The organism is Blautia sp. HCP3S3_C4, from assembly GCF_052064095.1.
In the GTDB taxonomy this organism is placed as follows: domain Bacteria; phylum Bacillota; class Clostridia; order Lachnospirales; family Lachnospiraceae; genus Blautia_A.
In genome coordinates this window covers 17,912-42,784 of sequence record NZ_JBQHWF010000018.1, presented here as the reverse complement: position 1 = coordinate 42,784, position 24,873 = coordinate 17,912, and the positions used below count along the sequence as shown (strand labels likewise).

The 24,873-nt window shown below is 42.6% G+C and carries 24 protein-coding genes and 1 riboswitch; of the genes, 21 read left to right on the top strand and 3 right to left on the bottom strand.

Annotated elements, in window-relative coordinates:
- Window positions 1-5: 5 nt before the first annotated feature.
- The 5 genes from ACTNC6_RS14205 (at window position 6) to ACTNC6_RS14185 (ending at window position 6,454) form a co-directional block, all read left to right on the top strand.
- The gene (locus ACTNC6_RS14205; protein WP_441044408.1) at window positions 6-1,340 is read left to right on the top strand and encodes a DUF1254 domain-containing protein; all 1,335 of its coding nucleotides are present in this window, start codon (window positions 6-8) and stop codon (window positions 1,338-1,340) included.
- Between the two features lie 194 nt (window positions 1,341-1,534).
- A riboswitch (glycine riboswitch) is annotated at window positions 1,535-1,612 on the bottom strand.
- 238 nt (window positions 1,613-1,850) lie between these two features.
- Window positions 1,851-3,347, top strand: a complete 1,497-nt coding sequence (glpK, locus tag ACTNC6_RS14200) for a glycerol kinase GlpK (protein WP_173743116.1) — start codon at window positions 1,851-1,853, stop codon at window positions 3,345-3,347.
- Window positions 3,348-3,368: 21 nt separating this feature from the next.
- Complete coding sequence (locus ACTNC6_RS14195; protein ID WP_441044407.1) at window positions 3,369-4,805, top strand: NAD(P)/FAD-dependent oxidoreductase; 1,437 nt, start codon at window positions 3,369-3,371, stop codon at window positions 4,803-4,805.
- Between the two features lie 17 nt (window positions 4,806-4,822).
- Entirely contained in the window at window positions 4,823-6,091 is a 1,269-nt protein-coding gene (locus ACTNC6_RS14190; RefSeq protein WP_441044406.1) for an NAD(P)/FAD-dependent oxidoreductase, read from the top strand.
- 3 nt (window positions 6,092-6,094) lie between these two features.
- Complete coding sequence (locus tag ACTNC6_RS14185; RefSeq protein WP_303242922.1) at window positions 6,095-6,454, top strand: DUF1667 domain-containing protein; 360 nt, start codon at window positions 6,095-6,097, stop codon at window positions 6,452-6,454.
- Between the two features lie 53 nt (window positions 6,455-6,507).
- Here the strand turns inward: ACTNC6_RS14185 and eutJ are convergent, their stop codons facing one another.
- Window positions 6,508-7,344, bottom strand: a complete 837-nt coding sequence (gene eutJ / locus ACTNC6_RS14180) for an ethanolamine utilization protein EutJ (RefSeq protein WP_441036594.1) — start codon at window positions 7,342-7,344, stop codon at window positions 6,508-6,510.
- 286 nt (window positions 7,345-7,630) lie between these two features.
- Between eutJ and ACTNC6_RS14175 the strand changes: the two genes are divergently transcribed.
- From ACTNC6_RS14175 to ACTNC6_RS14140, 8 genes are all read left to right on the top strand, one after another.
- Window positions 7,631-8,167, top strand: coding sequence for a hypothetical protein (locus ACTNC6_RS14175; protein WP_441044405.1), 537 nt, complete (start codon window positions 7,631-7,633; stop codon window positions 8,165-8,167).
- Window positions 8,168-8,297: 130 nt separating this feature from the next.
- Window positions 8,298-8,783 carry a LeuD/DmdB family oxidoreductase small subunit gene (locus ACTNC6_RS14170; protein ID WP_019163282.1) on the top strand — a complete coding sequence of 162 codons (486 nt, stop codon included), beginning with the start codon at window positions 8,298-8,300 and terminating at the stop codon, window positions 8,781-8,783.
- Between the two features lies 1 nt (window position 8,784).
- Window positions 8,785-10,038, top strand: coding sequence for a 3-isopropylmalate dehydratase large subunit (locus ACTNC6_RS14165; protein WP_303242920.1), 1,254 nt, complete (start codon window positions 8,785-8,787; stop codon window positions 10,036-10,038).
- Window positions 10,039-10,134: 96 nt separating this feature from the next.
- Window positions 10,135-10,626, top strand: a complete 492-nt coding sequence (locus ACTNC6_RS14160) for a LeuD/DmdB family oxidoreductase small subunit (protein WP_441044404.1) — start codon at window positions 10,135-10,137, stop codon at window positions 10,624-10,626.
- 17 nt (window positions 10,627-10,643) lie between these two features.
- Window positions 10,644-11,897: a 3-isopropylmalate dehydratase large subunit gene (locus ACTNC6_RS14155; protein ID WP_173743122.1), complete on the top strand. Its 1,254-nt coding sequence runs from the start codon at window positions 10,644-10,646 to the stop codon at window positions 11,895-11,897.
- A 419-nt stretch (window positions 11,898-12,316) separates the two neighbouring features.
- Complete coding sequence (locus ACTNC6_RS14150) at window positions 12,317-13,882, top strand: aminotransferase class I/II-fold pyridoxal phosphate-dependent enzyme (RefSeq protein WP_433844734.1); 1,566 nt, start codon at window positions 12,317-12,319, stop codon at window positions 13,880-13,882.
- Window positions 13,883-14,046: 164 nt separating this feature from the next.
- Entirely contained in the window at window positions 14,047-14,619 is a 573-nt protein-coding gene (lepB, locus tag ACTNC6_RS14145) for a signal peptidase I (protein WP_186994374.1), read from the top strand.
- Window positions 14,620-14,870: 251 nt separating this feature from the next.
- Complete coding sequence (locus tag ACTNC6_RS14140) at window positions 14,871-15,050, top strand: hypothetical protein (protein ID WP_441036593.1); 180 nt, start codon at window positions 14,871-14,873, stop codon at window positions 15,048-15,050.
- 355 nt (window positions 15,051-15,405) lie between these two features.
- Here the strand turns inward: ACTNC6_RS14140 and ACTNC6_RS14135 are convergent, their stop codons facing one another.
- Window positions 15,406-15,666 carry a hypothetical protein gene (locus ACTNC6_RS14135; RefSeq protein ID WP_441036592.1) on the bottom strand — a complete coding sequence of 87 codons (261 nt, stop codon included), beginning with the start codon at window positions 15,664-15,666 and terminating at the stop codon, window positions 15,406-15,408.
- A gap of 525 nt (window positions 15,667-16,191) precedes the next feature.
- Here ACTNC6_RS14135 and ACTNC6_RS14130 point away from each other — a divergent pair.
- The 8 genes from ACTNC6_RS14130 (at window position 16,192) to ACTNC6_RS14095 (ending at window position 23,944) form a co-directional block, all read left to right on the top strand.
- The gene (locus tag ACTNC6_RS14130) at window positions 16,192-16,335 is read left to right on the top strand and encodes a hypothetical protein (RefSeq protein ID WP_441044403.1); all 144 of its coding nucleotides are present in this window, start codon (window positions 16,192-16,194) and stop codon (window positions 16,333-16,335) included.
- A 134-nt stretch (window positions 16,336-16,469) separates the two neighbouring features.
- On the top strand, window positions 16,470-17,117 hold the full coding sequence (locus tag ACTNC6_RS14125; RefSeq protein ID WP_441044402.1) for an L-rhamnose mutarotase: 648 nt from the start codon (window positions 16,470-16,472) through the stop codon (window positions 17,115-17,117).
- Window positions 17,118-17,201: 84 nt separating this feature from the next.
- On the top strand, window positions 17,202-18,068 hold the full coding sequence (aroE, locus tag ACTNC6_RS14120; RefSeq protein WP_441044401.1) for a shikimate dehydrogenase: 867 nt from the start codon (window positions 17,202-17,204) through the stop codon (window positions 18,066-18,068).
- 213 nt (window positions 18,069-18,281) lie between these two features.
- Window positions 18,282-19,781 carry a S1C family serine protease gene (locus ACTNC6_RS14115; RefSeq protein ID WP_441044400.1) on the top strand — a complete coding sequence of 500 codons (1,500 nt, stop codon included), beginning with the start codon at window positions 18,282-18,284 and terminating at the stop codon, window positions 19,779-19,781.
- A gap of 283 nt (window positions 19,782-20,064) precedes the next feature.
- Window positions 20,065-20,415: an Hpt domain-containing protein gene (locus ACTNC6_RS14110; protein WP_173743131.1), complete on the top strand. Its 351-nt coding sequence runs from the start codon at window positions 20,065-20,067 to the stop codon at window positions 20,413-20,415.
- A gap of 7 nt (window positions 20,416-20,422) precedes the next feature.
- A complete protein-coding gene (locus ACTNC6_RS14105) occupies window positions 20,423-21,097 on the top strand; it encodes an HAD family hydrolase (protein WP_441036589.1) in 675 nt (224 codons plus the stop codon).
- A gap of 130 nt (window positions 21,098-21,227) precedes the next feature.
- Window positions 21,228-22,514 (top strand): chloride channel protein, encoded by a 1,287-nt coding sequence (locus ACTNC6_RS14100; RefSeq protein ID WP_441036588.1) that lies wholly within the window; start codon window positions 21,228-21,230, stop codon window positions 22,512-22,514.
- Between the two features lie 59 nt (window positions 22,515-22,573).
- Window positions 22,574-23,944 carry an MATE family efflux transporter gene (locus ACTNC6_RS14095; protein WP_441036587.1) on the top strand — a complete coding sequence of 457 codons (1,371 nt, stop codon included), beginning with the start codon at window positions 22,574-22,576 and terminating at the stop codon, window positions 23,942-23,944.
- Window positions 23,945-24,062: 118 nt separating this feature from the next.
- Here ACTNC6_RS14095 and ACTNC6_RS14090 read toward each other — a convergent pair whose 3' ends face one another.
- Window positions 24,063-24,659 carry a 50S ribosomal protein L25 gene (locus ACTNC6_RS14090; RefSeq protein WP_441036586.1) on the bottom strand — a complete coding sequence of 199 codons (597 nt, stop codon included), beginning with the start codon at window positions 24,657-24,659 and terminating at the stop codon, window positions 24,063-24,065.
- Window positions 24,660-24,873 lie beyond the last annotated feature (214 nt).

Sequence of the window (24,873 nt, the reverse complement as noted above, 5' to 3'; positions counted from 1 at the left end):
TGAATATGAAAAGATTTGTAGCATCTGCTGACAGTGAGACAGATAAAAATATATGGGAGACAGTGGAAGCTGCTTATGTTTATACATTTCCGCTGGTGCTTATGGATGCGACTGAGACCTCGGCAACGAACACAGAGGAAGCTGCTACCGAAAAAGCACCTGTAAATCAGTTTATACACAGTGTTGCACTGGCAGATGCACAATTCAAGACTGTGGTGACTCCTAATGTGGATACGATCTATTCACAGGTCTGGTATGATCTGAGCGAGGAGCCGATGGTCTATGAACTTCCGGAAACAGATCGTTTTTGTAAGGTTCAAGTACTGGATGGATGGACAAATACTGCCGCGGTTCTTGATAAGGCTGGTGCATATGCAATTACTCTTTCTACGTGGGAAGGGGAACTGCCTGAGGGAGTTACCCGTATAGATGTTCCTACATCCATGGCATGGTCCATCACCAGAATCGTTTTAACAGGAGAAGAGGATCTTCCAAATGTGTATGCCATCCAGGAAAAAATGAAACTTATGCCGCTTTCCGATTATATATCCGGAGACACTTATGAACCTCCGAGGGGAAGCTACAGCGAAGAGAATGATTATATTCCTGTTGATAAGGTTCTTTCCATGGATCCGATCACATTTTTTAATAAGGCCAATGAGTTGATGGTAAAGAATTCTCCGGCAGCTGCGGATAAGGAAATGCTTGAAAAAATAGCAGCTGTGAATATAGGTCCTGGTATGGAATTTGACACTTCTGTTCTTACCGGTGATGTTGCAGAAAACTGGAAGACAATGCTGACAGAAATTCAGCTAAAGCTTATCAAAGAGGGCCAGAAATTCTCAAAAAAGCTTGGTCAGTGGGACTATTTTGGTGAACCGATCGGAGATTTCAATACAGAATATGCTTATCGTGCACTGGTAGCTCTTGCAGGGCTTGGTGCCAATACAGTTGAAGTTGCGCTGTATCCAAAGATAGAGCAGGATGCGGATGGAAATACTCTCACAGGAGAAAAATCATATATTCTTCATTTTGAAAGCTATCCGCAGGTTCTTGAAGGGGGATTCTGGTCTGTGACTGCATATGGGGACGATGATTTCCTGATCGATAATCCTATTGATCGTTACTGCATAAATGACCGTTCCGATCTGAAAGTGAATGATGATGGTTCCGTTGATGTTATTCTGTCTAAGGATGCACCGGAGGATACCACAAACTGGCTTCCTGTAGATAACGGAGGTTTCCATTTGTATATGCGTATCTATACGCCTGATATGGATGCCCTGGAGACCTGGACAGCACCGACCATTACAGAAATTGATCCATCAAAGGTGAATTAAGTATTTTTCGCTATAAAAATAGGAAACGAAAAAAAAGCCCCCTGCTTATGGGGGCTTTTAAAATCATATACATAAAAAAGCGCAGAACAAATAAATACTTGTTCTGCGCTCTGTCATCTTAACCTGAAAGATTACCCGAAATTTTGTGATCGGTTGCTTCTTCGGTGCAACTTTATTGTTGCTTTCCAGAGGTTCGTCGGAAACTGGTTCTTTTGCCTGAGAGTTCTTCATCCCCTTCGGCGCACATTCTGCGTCTCTCCCAGTTTCGTCTTTCGATATCTTGAATTGCTCCATGCTAACATAAAATACCAAAAACGTCAATGAAAAATATGGGCTTTTGTTGGAAAGTGACTAAAAAATTGAAACATATTTTCTTTATATTGGACAAAATTAATAGTATAATGTTATAAAAAAGAATAAATTTTGACATATGCGTTATTCTGGATTTGTCAGAAATTGTCTTATATAATACAATCATTATAAAGGAGACCATGAAAGGGAGGAAAAGGAATGGCTAAATATGTAATGGCTCTGGATGCAGGAACAACAAGTAACAGATGCATCCTGTTTAATGAAAAGGGAGAATTGTGCAGCGTTGCACAGAGGGAATTCACACAGTATTTTCCAAAACCAGGATGGGTTGAACATGATGCGGATGAGATTTGGGCAAGTATGCTTGGTGTAGCTGTTGAAGCAATGAATATGATCGGGGCAACCGCTGAAGATATTGCTGCAATCGGTATTACGAATCAGAGGGAAACTACGATTGTATGGGATAAAGAGACCGGTGAACCAATTTATCATGCCATCGTGTGGCAGTGCCGCAGAACTTCTGAATATTGTGACAGCCTGAAGGAAAAAGGACTCATTGATAAATTCAGAGAAAAAACAGGTCTTGTTATTGATGCCTACTTCTCAGGAACAAAGGTAAAATGGCTCCTGGACAATGTGCCGGGTGCGAGAGAACGGGCGCAGAGAGGGGAATTACTATTTGGTACAGTTGAGACCTGGCTGATCTGGAAACTGACAAAAGGTGCAGTTCATGTAACAGATTATTCTAATGCTTCCCGCACGATGCTGTTCAACATCAACACACTGGAATGGGATGAGGAGATCCTTGCAGAGCTGGATATCCCCAAATGTATGCTGCCTGAACCAAAACCTTCAAGCTGTGTATACGGAGAGGCAGATATATCTTACCTTGGCGGACCTATCCCAATTGCAGGTGCTGCCGGAGATCAGCAGGCTGCTTTATTCGGACAGACCTGTTTCAATGCAGGAGAAGCAAAAAATACATATGGAACAGGCTGTTTTCTTCTTATGAATACCGGTGAGAAACCAATCTTTTCAAAAAATGGTCTGGTAACAACTATTGCATGGGGACTGGACGGAAAAGTAAATTATGCGCTGGAAGGCTCCATCTTTGTAGCAGGTGCTGCGATCCAGTGGCTGAGAGATGAACTTCGTATTATTGAGTCCGCAGCAGATTCAGAATACATGGCAAAGAAAGTAAAAGATACAAACGGATGTTATGTGGTACCTGCATTTACCGGACTTGGCGCACCGCACTGGGATCAGTATGCAAGAGGAACTATTGTAGGAATCACACGTGGAGTTAACAAATATCATATTATCCGTGCAACCCTGGAATCTCTTGCTTATCAGGTAAATGATGTACTGGAAGCAATGAAAGCAGACTCAGGGATTGATCTGGCAGCACTTAAGGTTGACGGAGGAGCAAGCGCAAATGATTTCCTGATGCAGACACAGTCTGATATTATCAATGCACCGGTTAACCGTCCTCAATGTGTGGAGACAACAGCAATGGGTGCTGCTTATCTTGCAGGTCTGGCAGTGGGATACTGGACAAGTAAAGAAGATGTTGTTAAAAACTGGGCAATTGACCAAACGTTTGAGCCACAGATTTCTGATGAAGAAAGAGAAAAACGTATCAAGGGCTGGAACAAGGCTGTCAAATACGCTTATGGATGGGCAAAAGAGGATTAGTGATTAAGGAGTGATCTGGGAATGTATGATGTAATAATTATCGGAGCCGGAGTTTCAGGTGCGGCAACAGCAAGAGAGCTGTCACGGTACAAAATAAAAGCCTGTGTAATTGAAAAAGAAGAGGATGTATGTTGCGGCACTTCCAAGGCAAATAGTGCTCTTGTCCATGCCGGCTATGATGCTGCTGAAGGATCACTGAAGGCAAAACTGAATGTCAGGGGAAATCAGATGATGGAACAGCTTTCCCGGGATCTGGATTTTCCGTTTAAGAAAAATGGTTCTCTGGTTGTATGTCTGCATGAAGAAGATATGCCAAATCTTCAGGCACTGTATAACAGAGGCATTGCAAATGGAGTTAAGGAGTTAAGGATTCTTAACCGTGAGGAACTGAAGGAAATGGAGCCGAATATTTCCGATCAGGCTTACGCTGCGCTTTATGCACCTACAGCCGGTATTGTATGTCCTTTTGGTATGAATATGGCAATGGCAGAGAATGCAAATGCCAATGGTGTGGAATTTAAATTTGATACAGAAGTTATGGATCTTAAACCAATAGATAAGGGCTGGGAGGTCCATACAGATCATGGAGTTTTCCAGACAAGATACGTGGTAAATGCAGCCGGTGTTTATGCAGACAGATTCCATAATATGGTAAGTGAGAAGAAGATCCATATCACACCCCGGCGTGGAGATTACTGTCTGCTTGATAAGAGCGCAGGAAACCATGTAAGTAAAACTATCTTCGCACTTCCGGGAAAATACGGAAAAGGGATCCTAGTGGCACCCACAGTCCACGGAAATCTGCTCCTGGGTCCAACCGCAATTGATATTGATGATAAAGAGGGAACCAACACCACCAGAGAAGGTCTGGACCAGGTAATCGCTAAAGCAGAAATGAATGTAAAAAATATTCCGCTCCGTCAGGTTATCACTTCATTTGCCGGACTTCGTGCACATGAGGACGGAAATGAGTTTCTGATTGGTGAAGTGGAAGATGCAAAAGGTTTTATCGACTGTGCAGGTATCGAATCACCGGGACTTACCAGTGCACCGGCCATCGGGGAAATGATAGCACAGATCCTAAAGGAAAAAATGAACCTGGAAGAAAAGGAAGATTTCATCGCAACAAGAAAAGGGATTCTTGATCCCAATACCCTTAGCAAGGAAGAAAGAATCGCCCTGATCAGAGAAAAACCAGGGTATGGAAATATTATCTGCCGTTGCGAGATGGTAACAGAAGGTGAGATCATGGATGCCATCAACAGACCTCTGGGAGCAAAATCACTGGATGGAGTAAAACGCAGAACAAGAGCTGGTATGGGACGCTGTCAGGCTGGCTTCTGTTCCCCGAGAACAATGGAGATCCTGGCAAGAGAACGACATGTGAGCATGTTTGATATTACGAAATCCGGTGGAAATTCCAGAATTGTCACAGATAATAATAAGGATTCGTTATAAAAGGGAGGCATTGAATCATGAAAGCTTATGATATTGTTATCATCGGAGGAGGACCGGCAGGACTTGCAGCTGCGATCTCTGCCAAGAAAAGCGGCGTTGACAGTATCCTGATCCTTGAAAGAGACCGGGAGCTTGGCGGGATTCTGAATCAGTGTATCCATAATGGATTCGGACTTCATACATTCAAAGAAGAACTGACCGGACCGGAATATGCAGAACGTTTTATTGGACAGGTGAAAGAACTGGACATTGAATATAAATTAAACACAATGGTTATGGATATCAGCTCTCAGAAGATAGTCACTGCAATGAACCGTGAAGAAGGACTTTTTGAGATCCGGGCAAAAGCAGTTGTTCTGGCAATGGGATGCCGCGAACGTTCCAGAGGAGCACTGAATATCCCGGGCTATCGCCCTGCAGGTATTTTCTCAGCAGGTACAGCACAGAGACTGGTAAATATTGAAGGCTATATGCCGGGAAGAGAAGTTGTGATCCTTGGTTCCGGAGATATTGGTCTGATCATGGCAAGACGAATGACACTGGAAGGTGCAAAGGTTAAAGTAGTTGCAGAATTGATGCCTTATTCCGGCGGACTGAAACGAAATATTGTTCAGTGCCTGGATGATTACGGAATCCCGCTGAAGCTCGGCCATACAGTTGTTGATATTAAGGGAAAAGAACGGCTGGAAGGTGTTACACTGGCACAGGTAGACGATCATGGAAAGCCAATCCCCGGAACTGAGGAAGAATACAGCTGTGATACTCTTCTCCTTTCCGTAGGTTTAATTCCGGAAAATGAGCTCTCAAGAGGTATGGGTGTGGATATGAATCCTGTTACATCAGGACCTAAAGTAAACGAAAGCCTTGAGACAAATATTGAAGGTGTATTTGCATGTGGAAATGTATTGCACGTACATGACCTGGTTGACTTTGTATCTGAAGAAGCCGGAACTGCCGGAAGAAATGCTGCTGAATATGTGAAACTGGGAAGTGAAAGAAGCTCAGAGGGAAAAGAGATCAGGATAAATCCGGTTGAAGGTGTCAGATACACAGTTCCGGGAACCATCCATACAGACCGTATGGATGAGAATCTGACCGTGCGCTTCCGTGTGGGCGGTGTTTATACAAACTGCTACATCAGTGCATATTTTGATGACGAAAGAGTGATCCACAAAAAACGTCCGGTTGTTGCACCAGGAGAAATGGAAGAGATTAAGCTGACAAAAGAGCAGCTTCTGAAATATCCTGATCTTCAGACCATCACAGTTAAGATTGAGGAGGCGTAAACTATGGAAGAGAGAAAACTGACATGTATCGGCTGTCCCATGGGCTGTCCTCTTACTGTTGTGATGAATGGCAAAGAGGTGGTAAGTGTCACTGGAAATACCTGTAAGCGCGGTGATGTATATGCCAGAAAAGAAGTGACTGATCCTACAAGGATCGTGACCTCTACTGTACGTGTATCAGGGGGCAGCATTCATATGGTATCAGTAAAAACAAAAGAGGATATTCCTAAAGATAAGATCTTTGAATGTGTAAGAGCCCTGAAAGGCATTCAAGTCCCGGCACCTGTTCATATTGGAGATATCATTCTTAAAAATGTGGCGGATACCGGTGTGGATATTGTTGCAACCAAAAATGTAGAATGACATATAAATACCCCGGAATTTCTTTTTGAAATTCCGGGGTGTTTAAATAATAATTATTTTTTATGCGTGACAGGAGGAAGATCGCAGTAATAAGCGATTCCCAGCGGAGTAACCAGAAGCGGATGAACCGGACGATAAACAGGCAGTCCCAGCTTTTTCTCAAATACAGCTGTGAAATCCCTGAAGCTTGCGGAACCTCCGGCAACATATACAGCAGGAACCTGGTAACCATTGAGAAATTTCTGAGTGATGGTAGCCATTTTTTCTACAGTAGCTTTGATCACAGGGAAAATTTCATCTTCCTTTGAAGGATCTGTTTTTAAAATTTCAGCTTCTTCGTAGGGAATATTGTAATGCCCTGCCACTGTCATTGTCATGTGACTGCCGCCGGTAGCCTCATCGTCTGTATAGATTACTTTGCCATCTTTGAGAATACTGATTCCTGTGGTGCCGCCGCCTACATCAACTACAGCACCATCTGTGATCTTAAGTACAGCCGCTGCAGCGGTTGGTTCATCTACGATATTCGTAACCTCAAAGCCAGCGCCCTCCAGCACATACTGGATGCTTTTGGTACTTCCCTGAGAGACTCCGGGTGGAATGGCTGCTGCCGCATAAAGAAGCTCAGTCTTTAATTTCTCTTCAAGTTCAGCTTTCAGTTTTGTGACAAGCTGAACAGATTCATAAAAATTAACGATCACACCGTCACGGATTGCGCGGGAAGGTGCAGATATGCCGGCAATGGGACGATTGGTATTGTCTACAACTGCCAGAACAGTGTTGGCAGTACCAAGATCCACGCCTACTTTTAGTCGGCCTTTGAAATTTTTACATTCACCGGTGCGTACAAGCTCGGCGAAATTTGATAAAGTCCTGTTTTTTAATTCCATTGTATACTCCTGATATTTTATCAATTTTTCAAACACGTTCTAGTTTTAGTCTGCGGATTGCTTCGCAGAATTACTTTTACCATAGTTTTCATTATAAAAGATATATTATAAAAAAGCAATAAAATACAATATCAATATGCAGGCTTTTATGTAAGGTTTGCCAAAGAAAAATATCTGTTTTTATGAATTATAAATGGGCTGTGTTAATGTAAAAGTCCGGGTTGGAAAAAGAACAAAAATAAATTATAATGACTTTTATACTTAAATGTGAGAAAGCAGGAACAACATGAGTGAATATATAACAACCTATACAGGAAATCATTTTAAACCAACCAATCCGGATCCGGAGCTGATCCGGATTGAGGATATTGCACATGCTCTTTCATTGATCTGCAGGGGAAATGGTCATGTAAAGACTTTCTGGTCAGTGGGAGAACATTGTATCTGCTGTGCAAAAGAGGCTGCTGCCAGAGGCTTGTCTGACCGTATAGTTCTGGCCTGTCTGCTTCATGACGCCAGTGAATGCTATATGTCAGATGTACCTTCACCGTTTAAAAAAGAGCTGCCTGAGTATCAGATATGGGAGGAACAGCTGCTCTGTATGATTTATAAGAAGTTTTTGGGTTCTGGGCTGACAAAGGAAGAGCAGACCCGGCTGGATGAAATCGATCATGCACTGCTCTGGTATGATCTGGAAATCCTTCTGGGAGAAAAACAGCAGACAGAGGCACCAGGGCTTCATATAGATCTGACTTATGAGGTACGTCCCTTTGAAGAGGTGGAAAGAGAATATTTGGATATTTTTACCAGAACATATAAATGAAGAACGTGATATCTTTTATTTTCTTTCTGCAATATTTTGTGTTAGAATAGGAAAAGAATTTTTACATTGTCTGACAAAAAGTGTCAGGGAATGAGTGTACAATGAATATATCAGAAAGGAATCATATATTATGGAACAGGGAACAATTTTTAAATTTCATAATGATCTGGATACAGATCAGATCATTGCTTCACAGTATCTGTTGCTTCCAAATCTGGATGAGATGAAAGGACATACCTTTGAATCTTTGGATCCGGATTTTGCAAAGAAGGTAAAGCCTGGAGATTTTGTGGTTGGCGGAGAGAATTTTGGCTGTGGTTCCTCCAGAGAGCAGGCACCTGGTGTGTTGAAGGCTTTGGGTGTGCAGGCTGTTATTGCCAAATCTTTTGCCAGGATTTTTTTCAGAAATGCCATTAATATCGGACTTCCGGCAATTGTCTGTAAAGATCTCCCGGATGAAGTTCAGACAGGGGACAAAATGGTGCTCCATATGTCTGAGGGAACAGCAGAAGCGAAGGGAAAAATATATTCCTGTACCAAATTGCCGGAATATATGCAGGGAATCTTAAATCAGGGTGGTCTGATCGCCTCTCTGAACCGAGAGGAGGAAAAATAAGATGGGAATGACAATCGCAGAGAAAATCATTGCTGCAGCTGCGGGAGTAGACAGTGTAAAACCGGGTGATATCCATACGGTAAAGCTGGACCGCCTGATGAGCAATGACGGAACTACACATCTGACAGTGGATATGTACAACAATAAATTAAAAAATCCTCATATTGCAGATGCAAAAAAGCTGGTATTTATTGTAGACCACAATGTACCTTCTGACAGCCCGAAAACTGCCGCATCCCAGAAAAAAATGAGGGATTTTGCAAGGGAAAATCATATTGATTTCTGGGAAGGAAAGGGAGTGTGCCACCAGGTTATGATCGAGAATTATGTACGTCCCGGTGAGCTGATCTTTGGTGCAGACAGTCATACTTGCTCTTATGGTGCACTGGGTGCTTTTGGCACAGGTGTTGGATGTACAGATTTCCTCTATGGTATGGTGACAGGAACCTCCTGGGTACTGGTACCGGAATCTGTGAAGTTTAATCTTGTGGGAAAATTACCGGAGGGTGTTTATGCCAGAGATCTGATCCTTACCATTATCGGTGAGATCGGGGCAAACGGATGTAATTATCAGGCTATGGAGTTTACCGGTGAAGGTGCAAAGACATTAAGCATCAGTGACCGAATGGCTCTCTGCAACATGGCAGTAGAAGCCGGTGCAAAGACCGGTATTTTTGAGGCCGACGAGAAGGCAATGGAATACCTGAGAGAGCATGGTCGTGAGCCAAAGGCTGTATTCCACAGTGATCCGGATGCAGTTTATGCCAGAGAATATACCTTTGATCTGTCCAAGGTGCGCCCGGTAGTGGCAAAGCCTGATTTTGTGGATAATGTAGTTCCTGCAGAGGAAACCTGTGGAATTCCGATTAATGAAGCCTTTCTTGGTTCCTGCAATAATGGACGTATTGAAGATCTCAGAGTAGGTGCTGAGATTATTAAAGGTAAAAAGGTTGCTGAGGGTGTTCGTTTCCTGGTGGTACCTGCAAGCCAGACCATTTACAGACAGGCACTGAAGGAAGGACTGTTGGATATCTTTATGGATGCAGGAGCAATTGTTATGAACCCGAACTGTAGTGTTTGCTGGGGAAGCTGTCAGGGTGTTATCGGTGAAAACGAGGTGCTGATCAGTACAGGAACACGTAACTTCAAAGGCCGTGCAGGACATCCAAGCTCTAAGGTATATCTGGGATCAGCAGCAACTGTTACAGCATCTGCCATTGCAGGTAAAATTGCTCTGGCCAGTGAAGTTAAGTAGTATTTTAACCGAATAAACTGCGGAGCAGTTATTCGGCGTAGAGCTGCGTAGCAAAGCGGATGATTTTATCCAATTGACATAAACGAGGTAAATATTATGGAAAAATTCACAGGAAAGGTGTGGGTACTTGGAGATGACATTGATACAGATATCATTATCCCTACTGAGTATCTGGCACTGAAAACGATAGATGATATGAAGCAGTATGGATTCAGCCCTCTCCGTCCGGAGCTGGCTGGACAGATCCGTAAGGGAGATATTATTGTTGCAGGCAAAAATTTTGGCTGCGGTTCCTCCAGAGAGCAGGCACCGGAGATTATCAAGGCGTTGGGGATCCAGTGTGTGATCGCAAAATCCTTTGCCCGGATCTTTTTCCGCAACTCAATTAATAACGGACTTCTGTTGATTGAGCAGCCAACTCTCTATGATGAGATCAAGGAGGGGGATGAGGTAACTGTAGTGCTGAATGAGCATGTAGATTACAATGGCGAACAGTACCCAATTGCTTCTCTGCCGGAGAATCTCATGGATATTATCCGGGCAGGCGGTCTGGTAAAGGCTATGCGTAAGCTGAATGGTCTGGATTAAGAGGAAGGGAGAAGCAAATGGGCGAGACAGTTATTGAGAAGATTATCAGAAATAATGTGGGAAAAGCGGTAAAACCGGGAGATATTGTGACTGTAAATGTGGATAGAGTGATGATCCACGATATTTTCATTCCTTTTGTTGCAGAAAAGTTCAAAGAGATGGGATTTACAAAGCTCTGGGATCCGGATAAAGTTGTGCTGATCTATGATCATCTGGTTCCGGCCAGTCAGCTGGACGATACCAGACATTTCCATGTGGGAGATGAGTTTGCAAAGAAATTTGGAATGAAAAATGTACATAGAAGTGACGGAATCTGTCATCAGCTGATGACGGAAGCCGGTTATGTGAAGCCCGGAAACGTGGTATTTGGTACAGACAGCCATACTACTACCTATGGCTGTGTGGGTGCTTTTTCCTCAGGTATCGGATATACAGAGATGGCAAGTATCCTGGGAACCGGCACCATGTGGATCCGGGTGCCTGAGACCATTAAGATTGTGATCGATGGAGAACTTCCGGAAAATGTAATGTCCAAGGATGTGATCCTGCGGATCATCGGTGATCTTACAGCAGCAGGTGCAACTTACCGATCACTGGAATTTACCGGAAGTACAGTGAAGAATATGTCTGTGGCAAGTCGTATGACAATGTCAAATATGGCAATAGAGGCAGGAGCCAAATGTGCGTTGTTTACACCGGATGAGAAAACAGCAGAGTACTGTGGAATTGAACTGGATGATTTTCAGAAGAGCCTGTCAGGAGATGAGGATGCGGTATATATGAAGACTCTGACCTATCGTGCCGAAGATTTTGTACCGGTTATGGCATGTCCTTCCCAGGTAGATAAGATCCGCCCCGTAGAGGAACTGGAGGGCACAGAGATTGATCAGGTATTTATCGGTTCCTGTACCAACGGACGTCTGGAGGATCTTCAGGCAGCAGCTGAGGTTCTGAAGGGAAAGAAAGTGGCAGATTATGTGAAGCTGATCGTCACACCTGCCAGCCGCAAGATTTACAGACAGGCAGCAGATATGGGAATCCTGGATATTCTGGCTGAGGCGGGAGCTATGATCACACATCCCGGTTGTGGACTGTGCTGCGGACGTGCAGGGGGTATCCTCACAGATGGAGAGCGTGTGGTAGCCACCAATAACCGTAACTTCCTGGGACGAATGGGAACATCAAAAGTTCAGATCTATCTGGCATCTCCCAGAACAGCAGCTTCCTGTGCTGTAGCTGGAAAGATTGTGAATCCGGTTATGGGAGAATAAACGGAGACAGATCATTGAGTAAATAATAAGGAGTACCTCAGATACAAGGAACAGTACATTATTGTACCGGTTTGTATCAGAGGTGCTTTTTTGTTTGAGCTAAGTTCAATATGATGATGCTGGCTTTGTTGATGAATTTAGAAATATATAAGATGAAATTGAACAAAAAAATAAGACTATAAAATACAAAAATAAATGTTGAATTTTTGGAAATGAGATGATATACTGAGTTCAATTACATGAGGCGAGAATATATAAAGTTCAAAACAATGTTTATTGAACTTTGACATTATTGTAATGTAACTATTCAGCAGATAGTATTTTATGGGTAATAGAAGAACTGCTACATTTAACCAAATCAAGTAGCGAAGCGGATGATTTTATCCGCCGGACTTTTTCGAAAGGAAAGGGAGAAAAATATGGCGAATCATACATTTGCAGAAAGGCTGAAAGAGGCTTTAAATAATAAACAGATGAAACAGGTAGATCTGGTGCGCTGTGCTCAGGAGCAGGGCGTGAAGCTTGGAAAAAGTCATGTAAGTCAATATCTCAGTGGCAAGACGATTCCCAGAGCAGAAATCCTGCATTTTATTTCTGGGGTACTGGATGTAACAGAAGAATGGTTGATGGGAAATGGAGATGCAGAGAAACTAATGGATCCGGAAGTGATGACACCGGAAGCTGAAAAGCATCCGGAAGACCTTGATGGAAGCAGTGAAAAAGGAGCTGAAGGCATGGAGCAGACAGTTGAGGAGGGACGAAAAGTGCGCGAGTTTAAAAAATCATCAAAGCTTGATAATGTATTGTATGATGTGAGAGGACCGGTAGTAGAGGAAGCAAGTCGTATGGAAGCTGCCGGAACACAGGTGTTGAAGCTGAATATCGGAAACCCTGCACCTTTTGGCTTCCGCACACCGGATGAGGTTATTTATGATATGCGTGATCAGCTGACAGACTGTGAGGGATATTCCGCATCCAAAGGTCTTTTTTCAGCCAGAAAAGCAATCATGCAGTATGCACAGCTGAAGAAAATCCCAAATGTCAGTGTGGAGGATATTTATACAGGAAATGGTGTCAGTGAACTGATCAATCTGTGTATGTCTGCATTGCTGGATAATGGAGATGAAATCCTGATCCCTTCTCCTGATTATCCACTTTGGACTGCCTGTGCAACTCTGGCAGGAGGTAAGGCAGTTCATTATATCTGTGACGAGAAATCTGAGTGGTATCCGGATATGGATGATATACGCAAAAAGATTACAAGCAGAACAAAGGCAATCGTGCTGATCAATCCTAATAATCCTACGGGTGCTTTATATCCGAGAGAAGTGCTGCAGGAAATTGTGAATATTGCCAGAGAGCATCAGCTGATCATTTTTTCTGATGAAATTTATGACCGCCTGGTTATGGATGGACAGGAGCATGTTTCCATTGCATCCCTGGCACCGGATCTGTTCTGTGTAACCTTCAGTGGTTTATCCAAATCTCATATGATCGCAGGATTCAGAATTGGCTGGATGATTTTAAGTGGAAATAAGCGTATTGCAGCAGATTATATTGAGGGCCTGAAGATGCTTTCCAATATGAGACTTTGTTCTAATGTGCCGGCACAGTCTATTGTACAGACTGCTCTGGGTGGTCATCAGAGTGTAAATGATTATATTGTTCCGGGCGGACGTATTTATGAGCAGAGAGAATATATTTACAATGCACTGACAGATATTCCGGGAATTACAGCTGTGAAGCCTAAGGCTGCATTTTATATGTTCCCGAAGATTGATGTGAAAAAGTTCGGTATTGTCAGTGACGAGAAATTTGCTCTGGATCTTTTACGGGAAAAGAAGATCCTGTTGGTTCATGGAGGTGGATTCAACTGGGGACAGCCGGATCATTTCCGTGTAGTTTACCTGCCGCGAATTGAAGTGCTGAAAGAGGCAGCAGGTAAATTAAAGGATTTCCTGAGTACTTACCATCAGTCCCTTTGATAGAAAGGTCTGTTTATGACACAAGGTACAAAATGTTTCACGTGAAACATTTTGTACCTTTTTTGGAAGGAGATTTTATAAATTTATAGAATTTTAAGTAGTAGTTTCAGCTGTAATGTGTTAAACTGTAAACAGTTATGAATTTTCTGGAGGTGAAACTGATAATGGAAAACGAGGAAAAAAACCAGGAAGAACAACAGCAACAGCCTGCACAATCTGTGTGGAAGGAAATCTGGGATTATGCAAAGATTATTCTTGTTGTCTTTGTAATCGCATTTCTGCTGGGACATTTCGTGTATATTAATGCAAGAGTGCCGTCAGGTTCCATGGAACAGACTATTATGACAGGTGACAGAGTATTTGGAAACCGATTGGCATATAAGAATAAGGAGCCGGAGAGATTTGATATTGTGATTTTTAAATATCCGGATGATCCTTCACAGCTTTTTGTAAAAAGAGTGATCGGGCTCCCGGGTGAGACTGTTAATATCGTAGATGGTAAAGTGTATATTAACGATTCTGAAGAGCCGCTGGATGACAGCTTTTGTCCGGAAACACCGGAAGGCAGCTTTGGACCCTATACAGTGCCTGAGGATTGCTATTTTATGTTAGGGGACAATCGTAATCACAGTATGGATTCCAGATACTGGACAAATACTTTTGTGGAAAAGGATGCCATTGAGGCACAGGTGGCTGTGAGATATTGGCCTCTGAATAAGATGGGAACTGTGAAATAAGGATAAGTGTAAAAATTATAGTGATATGAGTAATATTAAGAGAACTGTCGAAAGAGAAAATCTGTCGGCAGTTTTTTCTGTGAATTTTTTCACAGTAAGATAGTATATATGGAGGAGAAAATAAGAGAAGGATGCGGATCTGATCAGGGAAAGAGCCAAAATGCAGTCAGAAGCAGGAGCCACATTTCACCAGTGGACTGTCAAATATTTCCTTTGGTCTTCCGGTAAGAAAAAATATTAACCAGGCTTTTATGGTTCTGGCCATGAATGCCGGTATGGACAGTGCGATTGTAGATCCGACTAACAAAAATATGATCGGTATGATTTATGCTACAGATGCACTGCTGGAGCAGGCTGTATATCTTCTTGACTATGCAGAACGTAACTGGAGTGATGTAAAAGGAACCTTTGTGGAATCCCTGGGGAGATAGAAATACGGTGATTGCTTAAAGATTCGCAGATGTAAAATATATCAAATTTGTTGAATCCCAAAATTCAAATATATAAAAAATCGAGGACTTGAAAATATTGTTCTGCGATTTTTTAGTTGAATTAAAAGAATATTTTTATGAATAAATTTTTTCTGAACGGATATATTCTTCAGCATATAAGAAATCAGATGTTGTTTTATAGTATAATCAACATCTGTATTTTCAACAAAATAGTTTTTTTCATCGTGATATTCCTGAAGTTCGCTGAATGCATCAATAATTTGATAATTTGCAGCAATTTGCAGAGCAATATCATCGGCAAGCCGAAGTGTATTGTCAATTTGAGTGGTGATTCTTAAAAGCCCCAGGGCTGTGTTTCTGTTTTTACTGTTTTTTCGCTTTCAATTGCCTGCTCAAGCATAAAAGATAAATAAGTATCCTGAAGTGCTTCGCGTAATGAATAAAATTCTGTTCCGTTTTCTGTGAAGTTTTTCATACATGCAAGGCAAGACGCTACGGCAATTTCATCATCATTCATTCTTGCGGGATAAAAAGGATTTTGATAAACTTGTTTATCTAAAAATAGAATTCCCTTATGTGCCCATGGATGCTTCATCGATCTCTCGTGGTACTCCATTTACAAAGCTACAGAATGTCATAACAGTAAAAGGAATCCGCAATGAAATAAAGATACAGATTACAGAGAAAAAAGTACCATATATATGTAAATATTGCAACAAAAAGAAAATAGATGCAATCTGTAAGGTCAATGTAAGACCAAAGATAAAATAATAATAAATTCCCTGCGATAATTTGTCATTTCGTCTGGAAATGACAATGCCGGCTATTGCTCCCAAAAAAACGGAAATCACCGTTACGGGAATAGTAATAATAATACTGTTAAGATATCCCAGCCATATTTTTCCAGATTCCAATACATGAGTATAGTTGGAGAAAAGCCGTTTTGATGGCAAGGCAAGGTCAAATCTTGCTGCTTCTGCCTGGGTTTTGAATGTATACTTTATACATTCAAGAAATGCTATACGGTTAAAAATATTCTAAGGGAATCTTTAAGTTGTTTTACAATAACAGGCTAATAAATGTTATACTGTAGGCATCAGTTTTTTGCAGGAGGTGTAACATGAAGCTGGAGAGAGACAACATTCCGCTGGATAAAAATTTTCCTTTTCAGATTGCAGAGGTGAGGTTGACACCGGAGAACAGCAGGCCGGGGATCTGGCATTGGCACAGTTATTTTGAGATTACCTGTGTGCTGGAGGAATGACCTCCGGTGCAGTGAAAGAATAAAAAAGAATAGAATATCTGTAAATCTGTGGTAGAATAATACTGTAGTCTGAAGGTAATCTGTACCTGTGGCTGCAGTATTATTTTTGTTACATTTTAGGAGGGTTTTATATTATGGAAAGACATGCGTTTGCCATGAAAGTGAAGGATGGTCAGATGAATACATATCGCCGGAAGCTTGGGGAAATCTGGCCGGAGCTTACCGGTTTTCTGGATAGAAACCAGATTAAAAATTTCAGTATCTGGAATGCAGACCAGCTGATCTTTGGGTATTATGAGAAAGCAGACGGTGCTGTGCTCAATGCAGAAGAGAAGTCAGTAAAGGACAGACTGACAGGGGAAATCCAGGATACTTTTCAGTGGATTTCTACTCCGGGAGAGGATATGCGTCTGATGTATCATAACTTTGGAGTTGTCAGGGAAAACAAGGAGCTGATCCGTCACAGGATGTTTATGACAAAGCTGAAGGATGGCTGCGAAGAAGAATATAAGGCGAGACATGACGGACTGATCGCACAGAGAGGGGATACTGTGGATCCGGGCCCGGACAGCAATTTCAGTATCTGGAGTGCAGGTGGATATATCTTTGGATATGATGAAATTGACACGACTATGGAGCGAGATGAGGCACCGGAGGAGCATGAGGCAACTGTAGCCTGGGAAACCAGACAGCTGGGGATCATGGACTGGATCACCAATGATGTAGACTGGATGACAGGAGAATGCCATCCTGCAAGCAGAAGGCTGGCATGGCACAATTAATAGTTTGTTCTCACAGACTTGCTTTATCACTTTAAATCGTGTATAATCTGAATTACGAATAAAATGCGGAAAGGAATACAGATTATGTCAAAACATATTACAGGACACACAGGATTATTATGTTTACTTGGAAGCCCGGTTGCGCACAGTGTTTCTCCGGAAATGCACAATGAGGCATGCGACCAGCTGGGACTTGATTATACATATCTTGCATTTGACGTGCCGGAGGAAAAAATGCCGGAGGCAGTCCAGGGACTGAGGACTATGGGCGTCAGAGGCTGGAATATTACCATGCCGGGCAAGAATATTATGTGTAAGCTGGCAGATAAGATTTCTCCTGCATCAGAGATTTCCGGAGCATGTAATACTATTGTAAATGATAATGGTGTATTGACTGCATACACTACAGACGGTGTAGGATTTATGCGGGCAGTTGCTGAGAATGGTGTGGATATTATCGGCAAGAAAATGACACTTCTGGGAGCCGGCGGTGCTGCCACTGCCATTTTGGTACAGGCTGCACTGGATGGAGTTGCAGAGATCAATGTATTTAATGTGAGGGATGGATTTTTCGCAAGAGCAGAGGATATCGTTGCCAAATTAAATGAGCGTACAAAATGTAAAGTAACACTTCACGATTATGAAGATCCGGAGGTTCTCCGTGCGTCTATCGCAGACAGCGCAATCCTGGTAAACGGTACTTCCGTGGGAATGGCACCGAACACAGACAGGACTATCATTACAGACACTTCCATGTTCCACAAGGATCTCTTTGTATTTGATGTAATCTATAATCCTAAAGAAACCAGATTACTCCGTGAAGCAAAAGAGGCAGGCTGCAGAACCGGCAATGGTATGTATATGCTTCTGTATCAGGGAGCTGCTTCCTTTAAGCTTTGGACCGGAGAGGATATGCCGGTAGAAATTATAAAGGAAAAGTATTTTTCTTAAGGCTATGAGAATAGATAAAAAGCGTCCATGAGGGCGCTTTTTATATGATACCGGTGAAAGGGGAGCCAGTGCCATAATATGTCACAGATTAAACACAATTTTCCCACACATTCAACACAAATCATCCCTATACTTAGAACCATCAAAAGGAAACAGAGAGTTGCAGTGAACAGACACTGAAACGGGTAATTGAGAATCAGGAGGGACTTAACCATGATGAATAAGGATAAAAATAATGATAAAATCAGAAAAATTGTAAAGAAAGGTCTGACACTTAGCCTGTGTGCAGTTCTTGCAGGTGGTGTGGCAGCAGGAAGCTTTGAGGGATTCAGCGCACTGACAGGGGAGACTACCGTGCAGGCAGCAGATAAAAATGACGCTAAGCTTACTTATGCAAAATCAGAAAAGAAAGCAGATAAGGATGATGCAAAAGAGGATGACAGCAAATCAGATTCCAAGAAGAGTGATACAGCAAAGGGAAGCCTGGATGTATCTGACATTGCAGCAGAAGCACTTCCTTCCATTGTATCTATTACAACAAAATCTGTTCAGGAGGTTCAGACCTATTATGGAATGTACGGAATGTACGGATATGCCCCACAGCAGGAACAGGAGGTAGAGGGCAGTGGTTCCGGTATTATTGTAGGTAAAAATGACGATGAATATCTGATTGCTACTAACTATCATGTAGTAGAGGAAGCAGATACATTATCTGTAGCCTTTGCAGACGGAACTGCAGCAGAAGCTACTGTAAAGGGCTTTGATGAGGAAAAAGACCTGGCAGTTGTAGCTGTATCCGTTGATGATATTGACTCTGACACAAAGGATGCAATTTCTGTTGCCAAGATCGGCAGCTCTGATGATCTGAAGGTTGGAGAACAGGTAATTGCCATCGGTAATGCATTAGGATACGGACAGTCTGTTACTACCGGTATTGTAAGTGCAAAGAACCGCAGAATGGATTCTGATAACAATACAGTTACAGACGGCAGCACAGATGATTCAAGTACAGACGGAGTAAACCTGATCCAGACAGATGCTGCTATCAACCCTGGAAACAGTGGTGGTGCACTTTTGAATATGGATGGTGAAGTTGTAGGTATCAACTCTGCAAAGCTTGCATCCACAGAGGTTGAAGGTATGGGATATGCCATTGCTATCTCTGATGTAACAGATATCCTTGAGAATCTGATGAATGAGACTGCCAGAAATAAACTGGATGATGAAGACCATGGTGTACTTGGCATCAAAGGACAGACGGTAGATTCTCAGGCTGTACAATTATATGATATTCCGTCTGGCGTTTATGTATACCAGGTTATGGATGGAAGTGCAGCTGAGAAGGCTGGCCTGAAGGAAAAATCTGTAATCACTAAATTTGAGGGAAAAACAGTCAGCAGCATTGAACAGTTGATTTCTTATCTGGCTTACTATGAACCAGGCGAGGAGGTTGAACTTACCGTGCAGGTTCCTGGAGGTTCCGGATATGAGGAAAATACTGTGAAAGTAACCCTGGATAAGAATACCACTGATGAAGACAGTGATAATAAGGACGGAAAGAAGAAGGACCAGGATGCAGAGGATGAAGAATCTATAGAAGATGCATTTGGTGGTTCCGGGGATGAAGACTCTGAAGACCAGGAAGAGGAAGGCTCTGAGGAGGATGAAAATCCATTTATCAAATATTTTACGGAGCAGGGACTTTTCAGATAAAATATAATTGTTCAGGACATGTAAGGCTGTGAGTGCAGATCTGTATAAATAGTATTTTGAGCAAAAACATAGAAGAGACATTTGTATGTAGGATATGTATATACGGATGTCTCTTTGTTGATTTTTTAACATGTTTTTTGCATATTTTTGGAAGCTCGGTACTTGTGAAGGAATATATGGCGTGATAAAATAAGACAACTGATAAAATAACAAAGATGTTTAAAGGATATTATAACAAATGTATAACTCGGAATGGGTTAATAAGTATTAAGGAGAAAGTCAAATGACAATCAAAGAGTGTTATGAACAGATGGGGGCAGATTACGAAGATGTACTGGGCAGATTGAGAAATGAAGCACTGATCAGGAAGTTTGCAAAGAAGTTTCTGGAAGATGGAAGCTTTCAGATGCTGAAGGATGGCCTGGCAAAGAAGGACGGAGAAATGGCTTTCCGTGCAGCCCATACTCTGAAGGGGGTATGTCAGAATCTGGGATTTGATAATTTATATGAGCCAAGCTTTGATATTACAGAGAAGCTTAGAGGCAGGGATACAGAGGGCTGTGAGGAGCTTTTTGCAAAAGTAGAAGAGCAGTACAATAAGACTGCAGAAGCAATCCGCATGCTGGAGGACTGATTCACAGATGATGGAAAGTAAGGGTGCAATTTTTGATGTAGATGGTACACTTCTGGATTCCATGCCGGTATGGCATAATATCGGTGAGCTTTATCTGGAAAGTCTGGGGATTACCTGTGAAAAGGATCTGGGTGATAAAATATATGCCATGAGCCTGGAGCAGGGTGCTTCTTATCTACGCAAAGAATATCATCTGGAGAAGTCAGAGTCTGAGATTATTCATGAGGTGTTGAAAATCGTAGATGATTTTTACAGATTGGAAGTGCCGTTGAAGCCAGGAGTAAGGAAGGTTCTGGATTGGTTCAGAAACCATGGTATCCCAATGGCAGTTGCTACATCCGGAAACAGAGCACTTGCGCTGGCAGCTCTGGAGAGAACAGGGGCTGCAGAGTATTTTCAGACAGTACTTACCTGTTCGGAGATCGGTGCAGGAAAGGATAAGCCTGAGATTTATCTGCAGGCAGCACAGGCTATTGGGTGTAAACCGGAGGAGACGCTGGTATTTGAGGATGCATTTCATGCGGCCTGTACAGCACGTGAAGCTGGTTTTCTTGTGATCGGAGTGTATGATGAAAGCAACCGGCGATTTGTTCATCAGATGCAGGAGCAGTGTATCTGTTACTGTGACCAGATGGAGGAATGCATAGAATTTTTAAATGCAGACGGTATTTACAGAGAATAAAATCTGTAAATGCCGTTTTTTCCTGCTGTTCGTATATATTCTGTCCACAGCAATAACAGGAAGACTAGGATTTTTTGCTGAACTATAGTAAAATAGGAAGTAAACAGTATGCGGAAAGGTATTGAGGAAAATGGAAGAAGAAAAAGAACAGAAGGTAAAAGAAAAGCTGTCATATTATGGTCAGGAGATAAAACGGGATGTGGGGAATCTGGTGAAATGGCTGTTTCTGGCGGCAGTGGTTGGATGTGTCACAGGGGCAGCAAGTACATTATTCTCCTTTGCTTTGAAAGGGGTAACTGCCTACAGGAAAGCAAATGAATGGATTTTTCTTTTGCTTCCGGTGATGGGTCTGATCATTGTATTCTTGTATGAGAAAATTGGTAAGGAGGACGGAGGAACCAACCAGGTGCTGTCTACAGTCCGGTCTCAGGATGATGTGCCTCTTTTATCAGCACCTTTGATTTTTATATCTACAGCGCTGACACATCTGGCAGGCGGTTCCGCAGGAAGAGAGGGAGCTGCGATCCAGCTGGGAGGAAGTATTGCCAATCAGCTGGGACGGTGGATCCATCTGGATGAGGAAGATCGCCATGTGATCGTTATGTGTGGTATGAGTGCGGCTTTCTCTGCATTATTTGGTACACCTATGGCTGCAGCTGTGTTTGCACTGGAGGTAGTCAGTGTGGGTGTTATGTATTATACAGCTCTTATGCCCTGTATGATTGCTTCTCTGATTGCCTCTCAGTTTGCAGCGGGCATGGGTGTTACACCGGAATCCTTTCATGTGGTGGATATTCCGGCCTTGTCTTTGGAAACAGGACTGAAAATGGTGATAGTAGCTGTGGGATGTGCGGTTGTAAGCATTATATTCTGTATGGTGCTGAATGCTGTGGCAGGTCTGTATGCAAAATGGCTGAAAAATCCATACATCCGTGTAGTTGTGGGAGCGTGTCTGGTGATTGCAGTTACTCTGCTTCTGAGAACAGATGAATATATGGGTTCCGGTGCAGAGCTGATCGCTAAGGCAGTAGAGACCGGACAGACAGATACATTTGCATTTTTGTGGAAAATCATTCTTACAGCGTTGACCATGCGTGCAGGTTTCCGGGGAGGGGAGATTGTTCCCTCTTTCTGTGTGGGGGCTACTTTTGGATGTGTGATGGGAAACCTGCTGGGACTTTCTCCCTCAATCTGTGCAGCCTGTGGTATGGCAGCAGTATTCTGTGGGGTAACAAACTGTCCGATTACTTCTATATTGATTGCTTTTGAGATGTTTGGCTTCCGTGGAGTGTCCTTTTACCTGATTGCGGTGTCCATAAGCTATGCTGCTTCCGGATATTATGGACTGTACAAGAATCAGACCATTGTGTACTCAAAATATAAAGCAAAATATGTGAACAGGCACACAAGGTTCTGATCATGTAGCGAAGAGAAAGCTTTGATTTTATTTGTAGGAATTGACTAGGAGGAATTTACTTGGAAAAGTACAAGGAAAATATACAGGCTGAAAATCCTCTGGGCACAGCGCCAGTAGGCGGTCTGATCAGAAAATTTGCCATTCCGGCGATTATCAGTATGCTGGTTAGTGCAATGTATAATATTGTGGATCAGATTTTTATCGGACAGGGAGTCGGAATGCTGGGAAACGCAGCTACCAATGTGGCATTTCCGGTGACTACCATTGCCACAGCTATGGCACTGCTCCTGGGTATCGGCGGAGCTTCCAATTATAATCTGGAAATGGGGGCAGGACGGGAAAAAAAAGCCAGTGGTATTGCCGGGACTGCTCTTTCTTCTCTGGCGATCAGCGGTGCAGTTTTATGTGTGATCGTGGTGCTGTTTCTGAAGCCCCTTCTTACATTGTTCGGTGCAACGAAGGATGTTATGCCTTATGCTGTGGATTATACAGGAATCACAGCATTGGGGCTTCCGTTCTATATTTTATCTGTGGGAGGAAATCATGTTGTCAGGGCAGACAGAAGTCCCACCTATTCTATGGCCTGCGTAACAGCAGGTGCAGTGATCAATACCATCCTGGATCCTCTGTTTATCTTTGGATTTGGATGGGGAATTAAGGGAGCTGCCTGGGCTACAGTGATCGGGCAGGTTGTATCCGGAATTCTGGTTGTAGTGTACTTCTGGAAATTCAGGAAAATGTATCTGGAAAAATCCATGTTGAAGCCACGGTTACATTATCTGAAAGCGATTACCGCCTTGGGTCTGGCATCCTGTATCAATCAGATTGCAATGGCTCTGGTGCAGATCGTTCTGAATAATATTCTGCGGTATTATGGGGCAGCTTCTATATATGGAAGTGATATTCCCATTGCCTGTGTTGGTGTTATTTCCAAGGTAAATCAGGTATTTATGGCCATCTGTATCGGAATTTCCCAGGGCTGTCAGCCAATCTGGGGATTTAACTATGGGGCAGAAAAATATTCTAGGGTGCGTCAGACCTATAGGTATTCTGTAACTGCCTGTACAGTTATTGCTACCGGCTTTTTCCTGTGTTTCCAGCTGTTTCCCCATCAGATCGTGGGAATCTTTGGCACAGGAAGTGATCTGTATTTCCAGTTTGCAGAGCGCTATCTGAAGATTTATATGTTTATGACTTTCGCAAACGGAATCCAGCCAATGTCATCCGGATTTTTTACTTCTATAGGAAAAGCAAAGCTGGGTGTTGTTATGTCTCTTACCAGACAGGTGATCTTTCTCCTGCCGTTGATCGTGCTCTTCCCTCTGTTTATGGGAATTGACGGTGTTATGTATGCAGGACCGATCGCAGATGCAGCAGCATTTGCTCTGGCTATTATTTTTGCCAGAAGAGAGCTGATGAAGATGAAGTGAGCAGAAGTATAATAGATGTGATTATCTAACAGATCGTAATTATTTTCCAGACAGATAACAATAAAGGGGTTCCACATGAAAATGTGAGAACCCCTTTAAAAATACATAATTTTGAAATTTACTTAGCTTCTTCCTCAGCAGCTTCTTCCTCTTCAGCTTCCAGAGCCGGATCTACGTGAACTGCGGATACGGATACGACTGCGGCATCAAGATCTGTCTTCAAGTCTACATCCTTGTCCTGAGCGATAGCAAGATCTCTGACCTTGATCACATCACCGATCTTCATATCACCAACATCAACCATAACCTTGTCAACCAGTGCAGATGGCAGAGCCTTGAAAGAAATCTCTTCCAAATGCTGCTGTAATACACCGGCGGCCAGTTTATCATGGTTTACAAGTACGACCTCAGCTACGGAATGTACCTTCTCGTTGCTTACCAGTGCCTGGAAATCTATTTCATCCACCTGTCCCTTTAACGGATTGAACTGAATCTCCTTGATCAATACATCATAAGACTGACCATCCACATCCAGCATAATCTGACTGCCCTTGTTGCTAGTCTTGAGAAGCTTTTCTACGTTAGATCTTTCAATCTTAACAGGAAGAGAACCCTCAATCTCCCTGCCAAATACATTACCTGTAACGTATCCTTCTCTTCTTAATCTCTTGGCCTTTGTGTCCATTGTTCTTGTTTCAGCTTTTAAAGTATTCATTTGACTTTTCCTCCATTTTACAGCTGAGGTGACACGCTTGACACTATCTTTCATTCATCAGGTGGTGTTAAGTATTTTTAAGTATTCAGTTGTTTGCTTGTCTCTTATCTTTGTTACACCTGTATTATAACACCCAACTTCCTAAAATCAACCCTTAAATTGTGAAAATTCCGTGAACTGTCACTGCTCACACCATTCCCAGCAACACGCAACG

What these genes read in the sequence shown, in the direction of transcription:
- lepB (WP_186994374.1), top strand. Translation starts at nt 14,047, where the DNA reads ATGGAAAACGAGGAAAAAAACCAGGAAGAACAACAGCAACAGCCTGCA.
- ACTNC6_RS14110 (WP_173743131.1), top strand. Translation starts at nt 20,065, where the DNA reads ATGACAATCAAAGAGTGTTATGAACAGATGGGGGCAGATTACGAAGAT.
- ACTNC6_RS14115 (WP_441044400.1), top strand. Translation starts at nt 18,282, where the DNA reads ATGATGAATAAGGATAAAAATAATGATAAAATCAGAAAAATTGTAAAG.
- ACTNC6_RS14170 (WP_019163282.1), top strand. Translation starts at nt 8,298, where the DNA reads ATGGAACAGGGAACAATTTTTAAATTTCATAATGATCTGGATACAGAT.
- ACTNC6_RS14190 (WP_441044406.1), top strand. Translation starts at nt 4,823, where the DNA reads ATGAAAGCTTATGATATTGTTATCATCGGAGGAGGACCGGCAGGACTT.
- ACTNC6_RS14135 (WP_441036592.1), bottom strand. Translation starts at nt 15,666, where the DNA reads ATGAAGCATCCATGGGCACATAAGGGAATTCTATTTTTAGATAAACAA.
- glpK (WP_173743116.1), top strand. Translation starts at nt 1,851, where the DNA reads ATGGCTAAATATGTAATGGCTCTGGATGCAGGAACAACAAGTAACAGA.
- ACTNC6_RS14175 (WP_441044405.1), top strand. Translation starts at nt 7,631, where the DNA reads ATGAGTGAATATATAACAACCTATACAGGAAATCATTTTAAACCAACC.
- ACTNC6_RS14100 (WP_441036588.1), top strand. Translation starts at nt 21,228, where the DNA reads ATGGAAGAAGAAAAAGAACAGAAGGTAAAAGAAAAGCTGTCATATTAT.
- ACTNC6_RS14195 (WP_441044407.1), top strand. Translation starts at nt 3,369, where the DNA reads ATGTATGATGTAATAATTATCGGAGCCGGAGTTTCAGGTGCGGCAACA.
- ACTNC6_RS14205 (WP_441044408.1), top strand. Translation starts at nt 6, where the DNA reads ATGAAAAGATTTGTAGCATCTGCTGACAGTGAGACAGATAAAAATATA.
- ACTNC6_RS14125 (WP_441044402.1), top strand. Translation starts at nt 16,470, where the DNA reads ATGGAAAGACATGCGTTTGCCATGAAAGTGAAGGATGGTCAGATGAAT.
- ACTNC6_RS14130 (WP_441044403.1), top strand. Translation starts at nt 16,192, where the DNA reads ATGAAGCTGGAGAGAGACAACATTCCGCTGGATAAAAATTTTCCTTTT.
- ACTNC6_RS14140 (WP_441036593.1), top strand. Translation starts at nt 14,871, where the DNA reads ATGGTTCTGGCCATGAATGCCGGTATGGACAGTGCGATTGTAGATCCG.
- ACTNC6_RS14185 (WP_303242922.1), top strand. Translation starts at nt 6,095, where the DNA reads ATGGAAGAGAGAAAACTGACATGTATCGGCTGTCCCATGGGCTGTCCT.
- ACTNC6_RS14150 (WP_433844734.1), top strand. Translation starts at nt 12,317, where the DNA reads ATGGCGAATCATACATTTGCAGAAAGGCTGAAAGAGGCTTTAAATAAT.
- eutJ (WP_441036594.1), bottom strand. Translation starts at nt 7,344, where the DNA reads ATGGAATTAAAAAACAGGACTTTATCAAATTTCGCCGAGCTTGTACGC.
- ACTNC6_RS14105 (WP_441036589.1), top strand. Translation starts at nt 20,423, where the DNA reads ATGATGGAAAGTAAGGGTGCAATTTTTGATGTAGATGGTACACTTCTG.
- ACTNC6_RS14165 (WP_303242920.1), top strand. Translation starts at nt 8,785, where the DNA reads ATGGGAATGACAATCGCAGAGAAAATCATTGCTGCAGCTGCGGGAGTA.
- ACTNC6_RS14160 (WP_441044404.1), top strand. Translation starts at nt 10,135, where the DNA reads ATGGAAAAATTCACAGGAAAGGTGTGGGTACTTGGAGATGACATTGAT.
- ACTNC6_RS14155 (WP_173743122.1), top strand. Translation starts at nt 10,644, where the DNA reads ATGGGCGAGACAGTTATTGAGAAGATTATCAGAAATAATGTGGGAAAA.
- ACTNC6_RS14090 (WP_441036586.1), bottom strand. Translation starts at nt 24,659, where the DNA reads ATGAATACTTTAAAAGCTGAAACAAGAACAATGGACACAAAGGCCAAG.
- aroE (WP_441044401.1), top strand. Translation starts at nt 17,202, where the DNA reads ATGTCAAAACATATTACAGGACACACAGGATTATTATGTTTACTTGGA.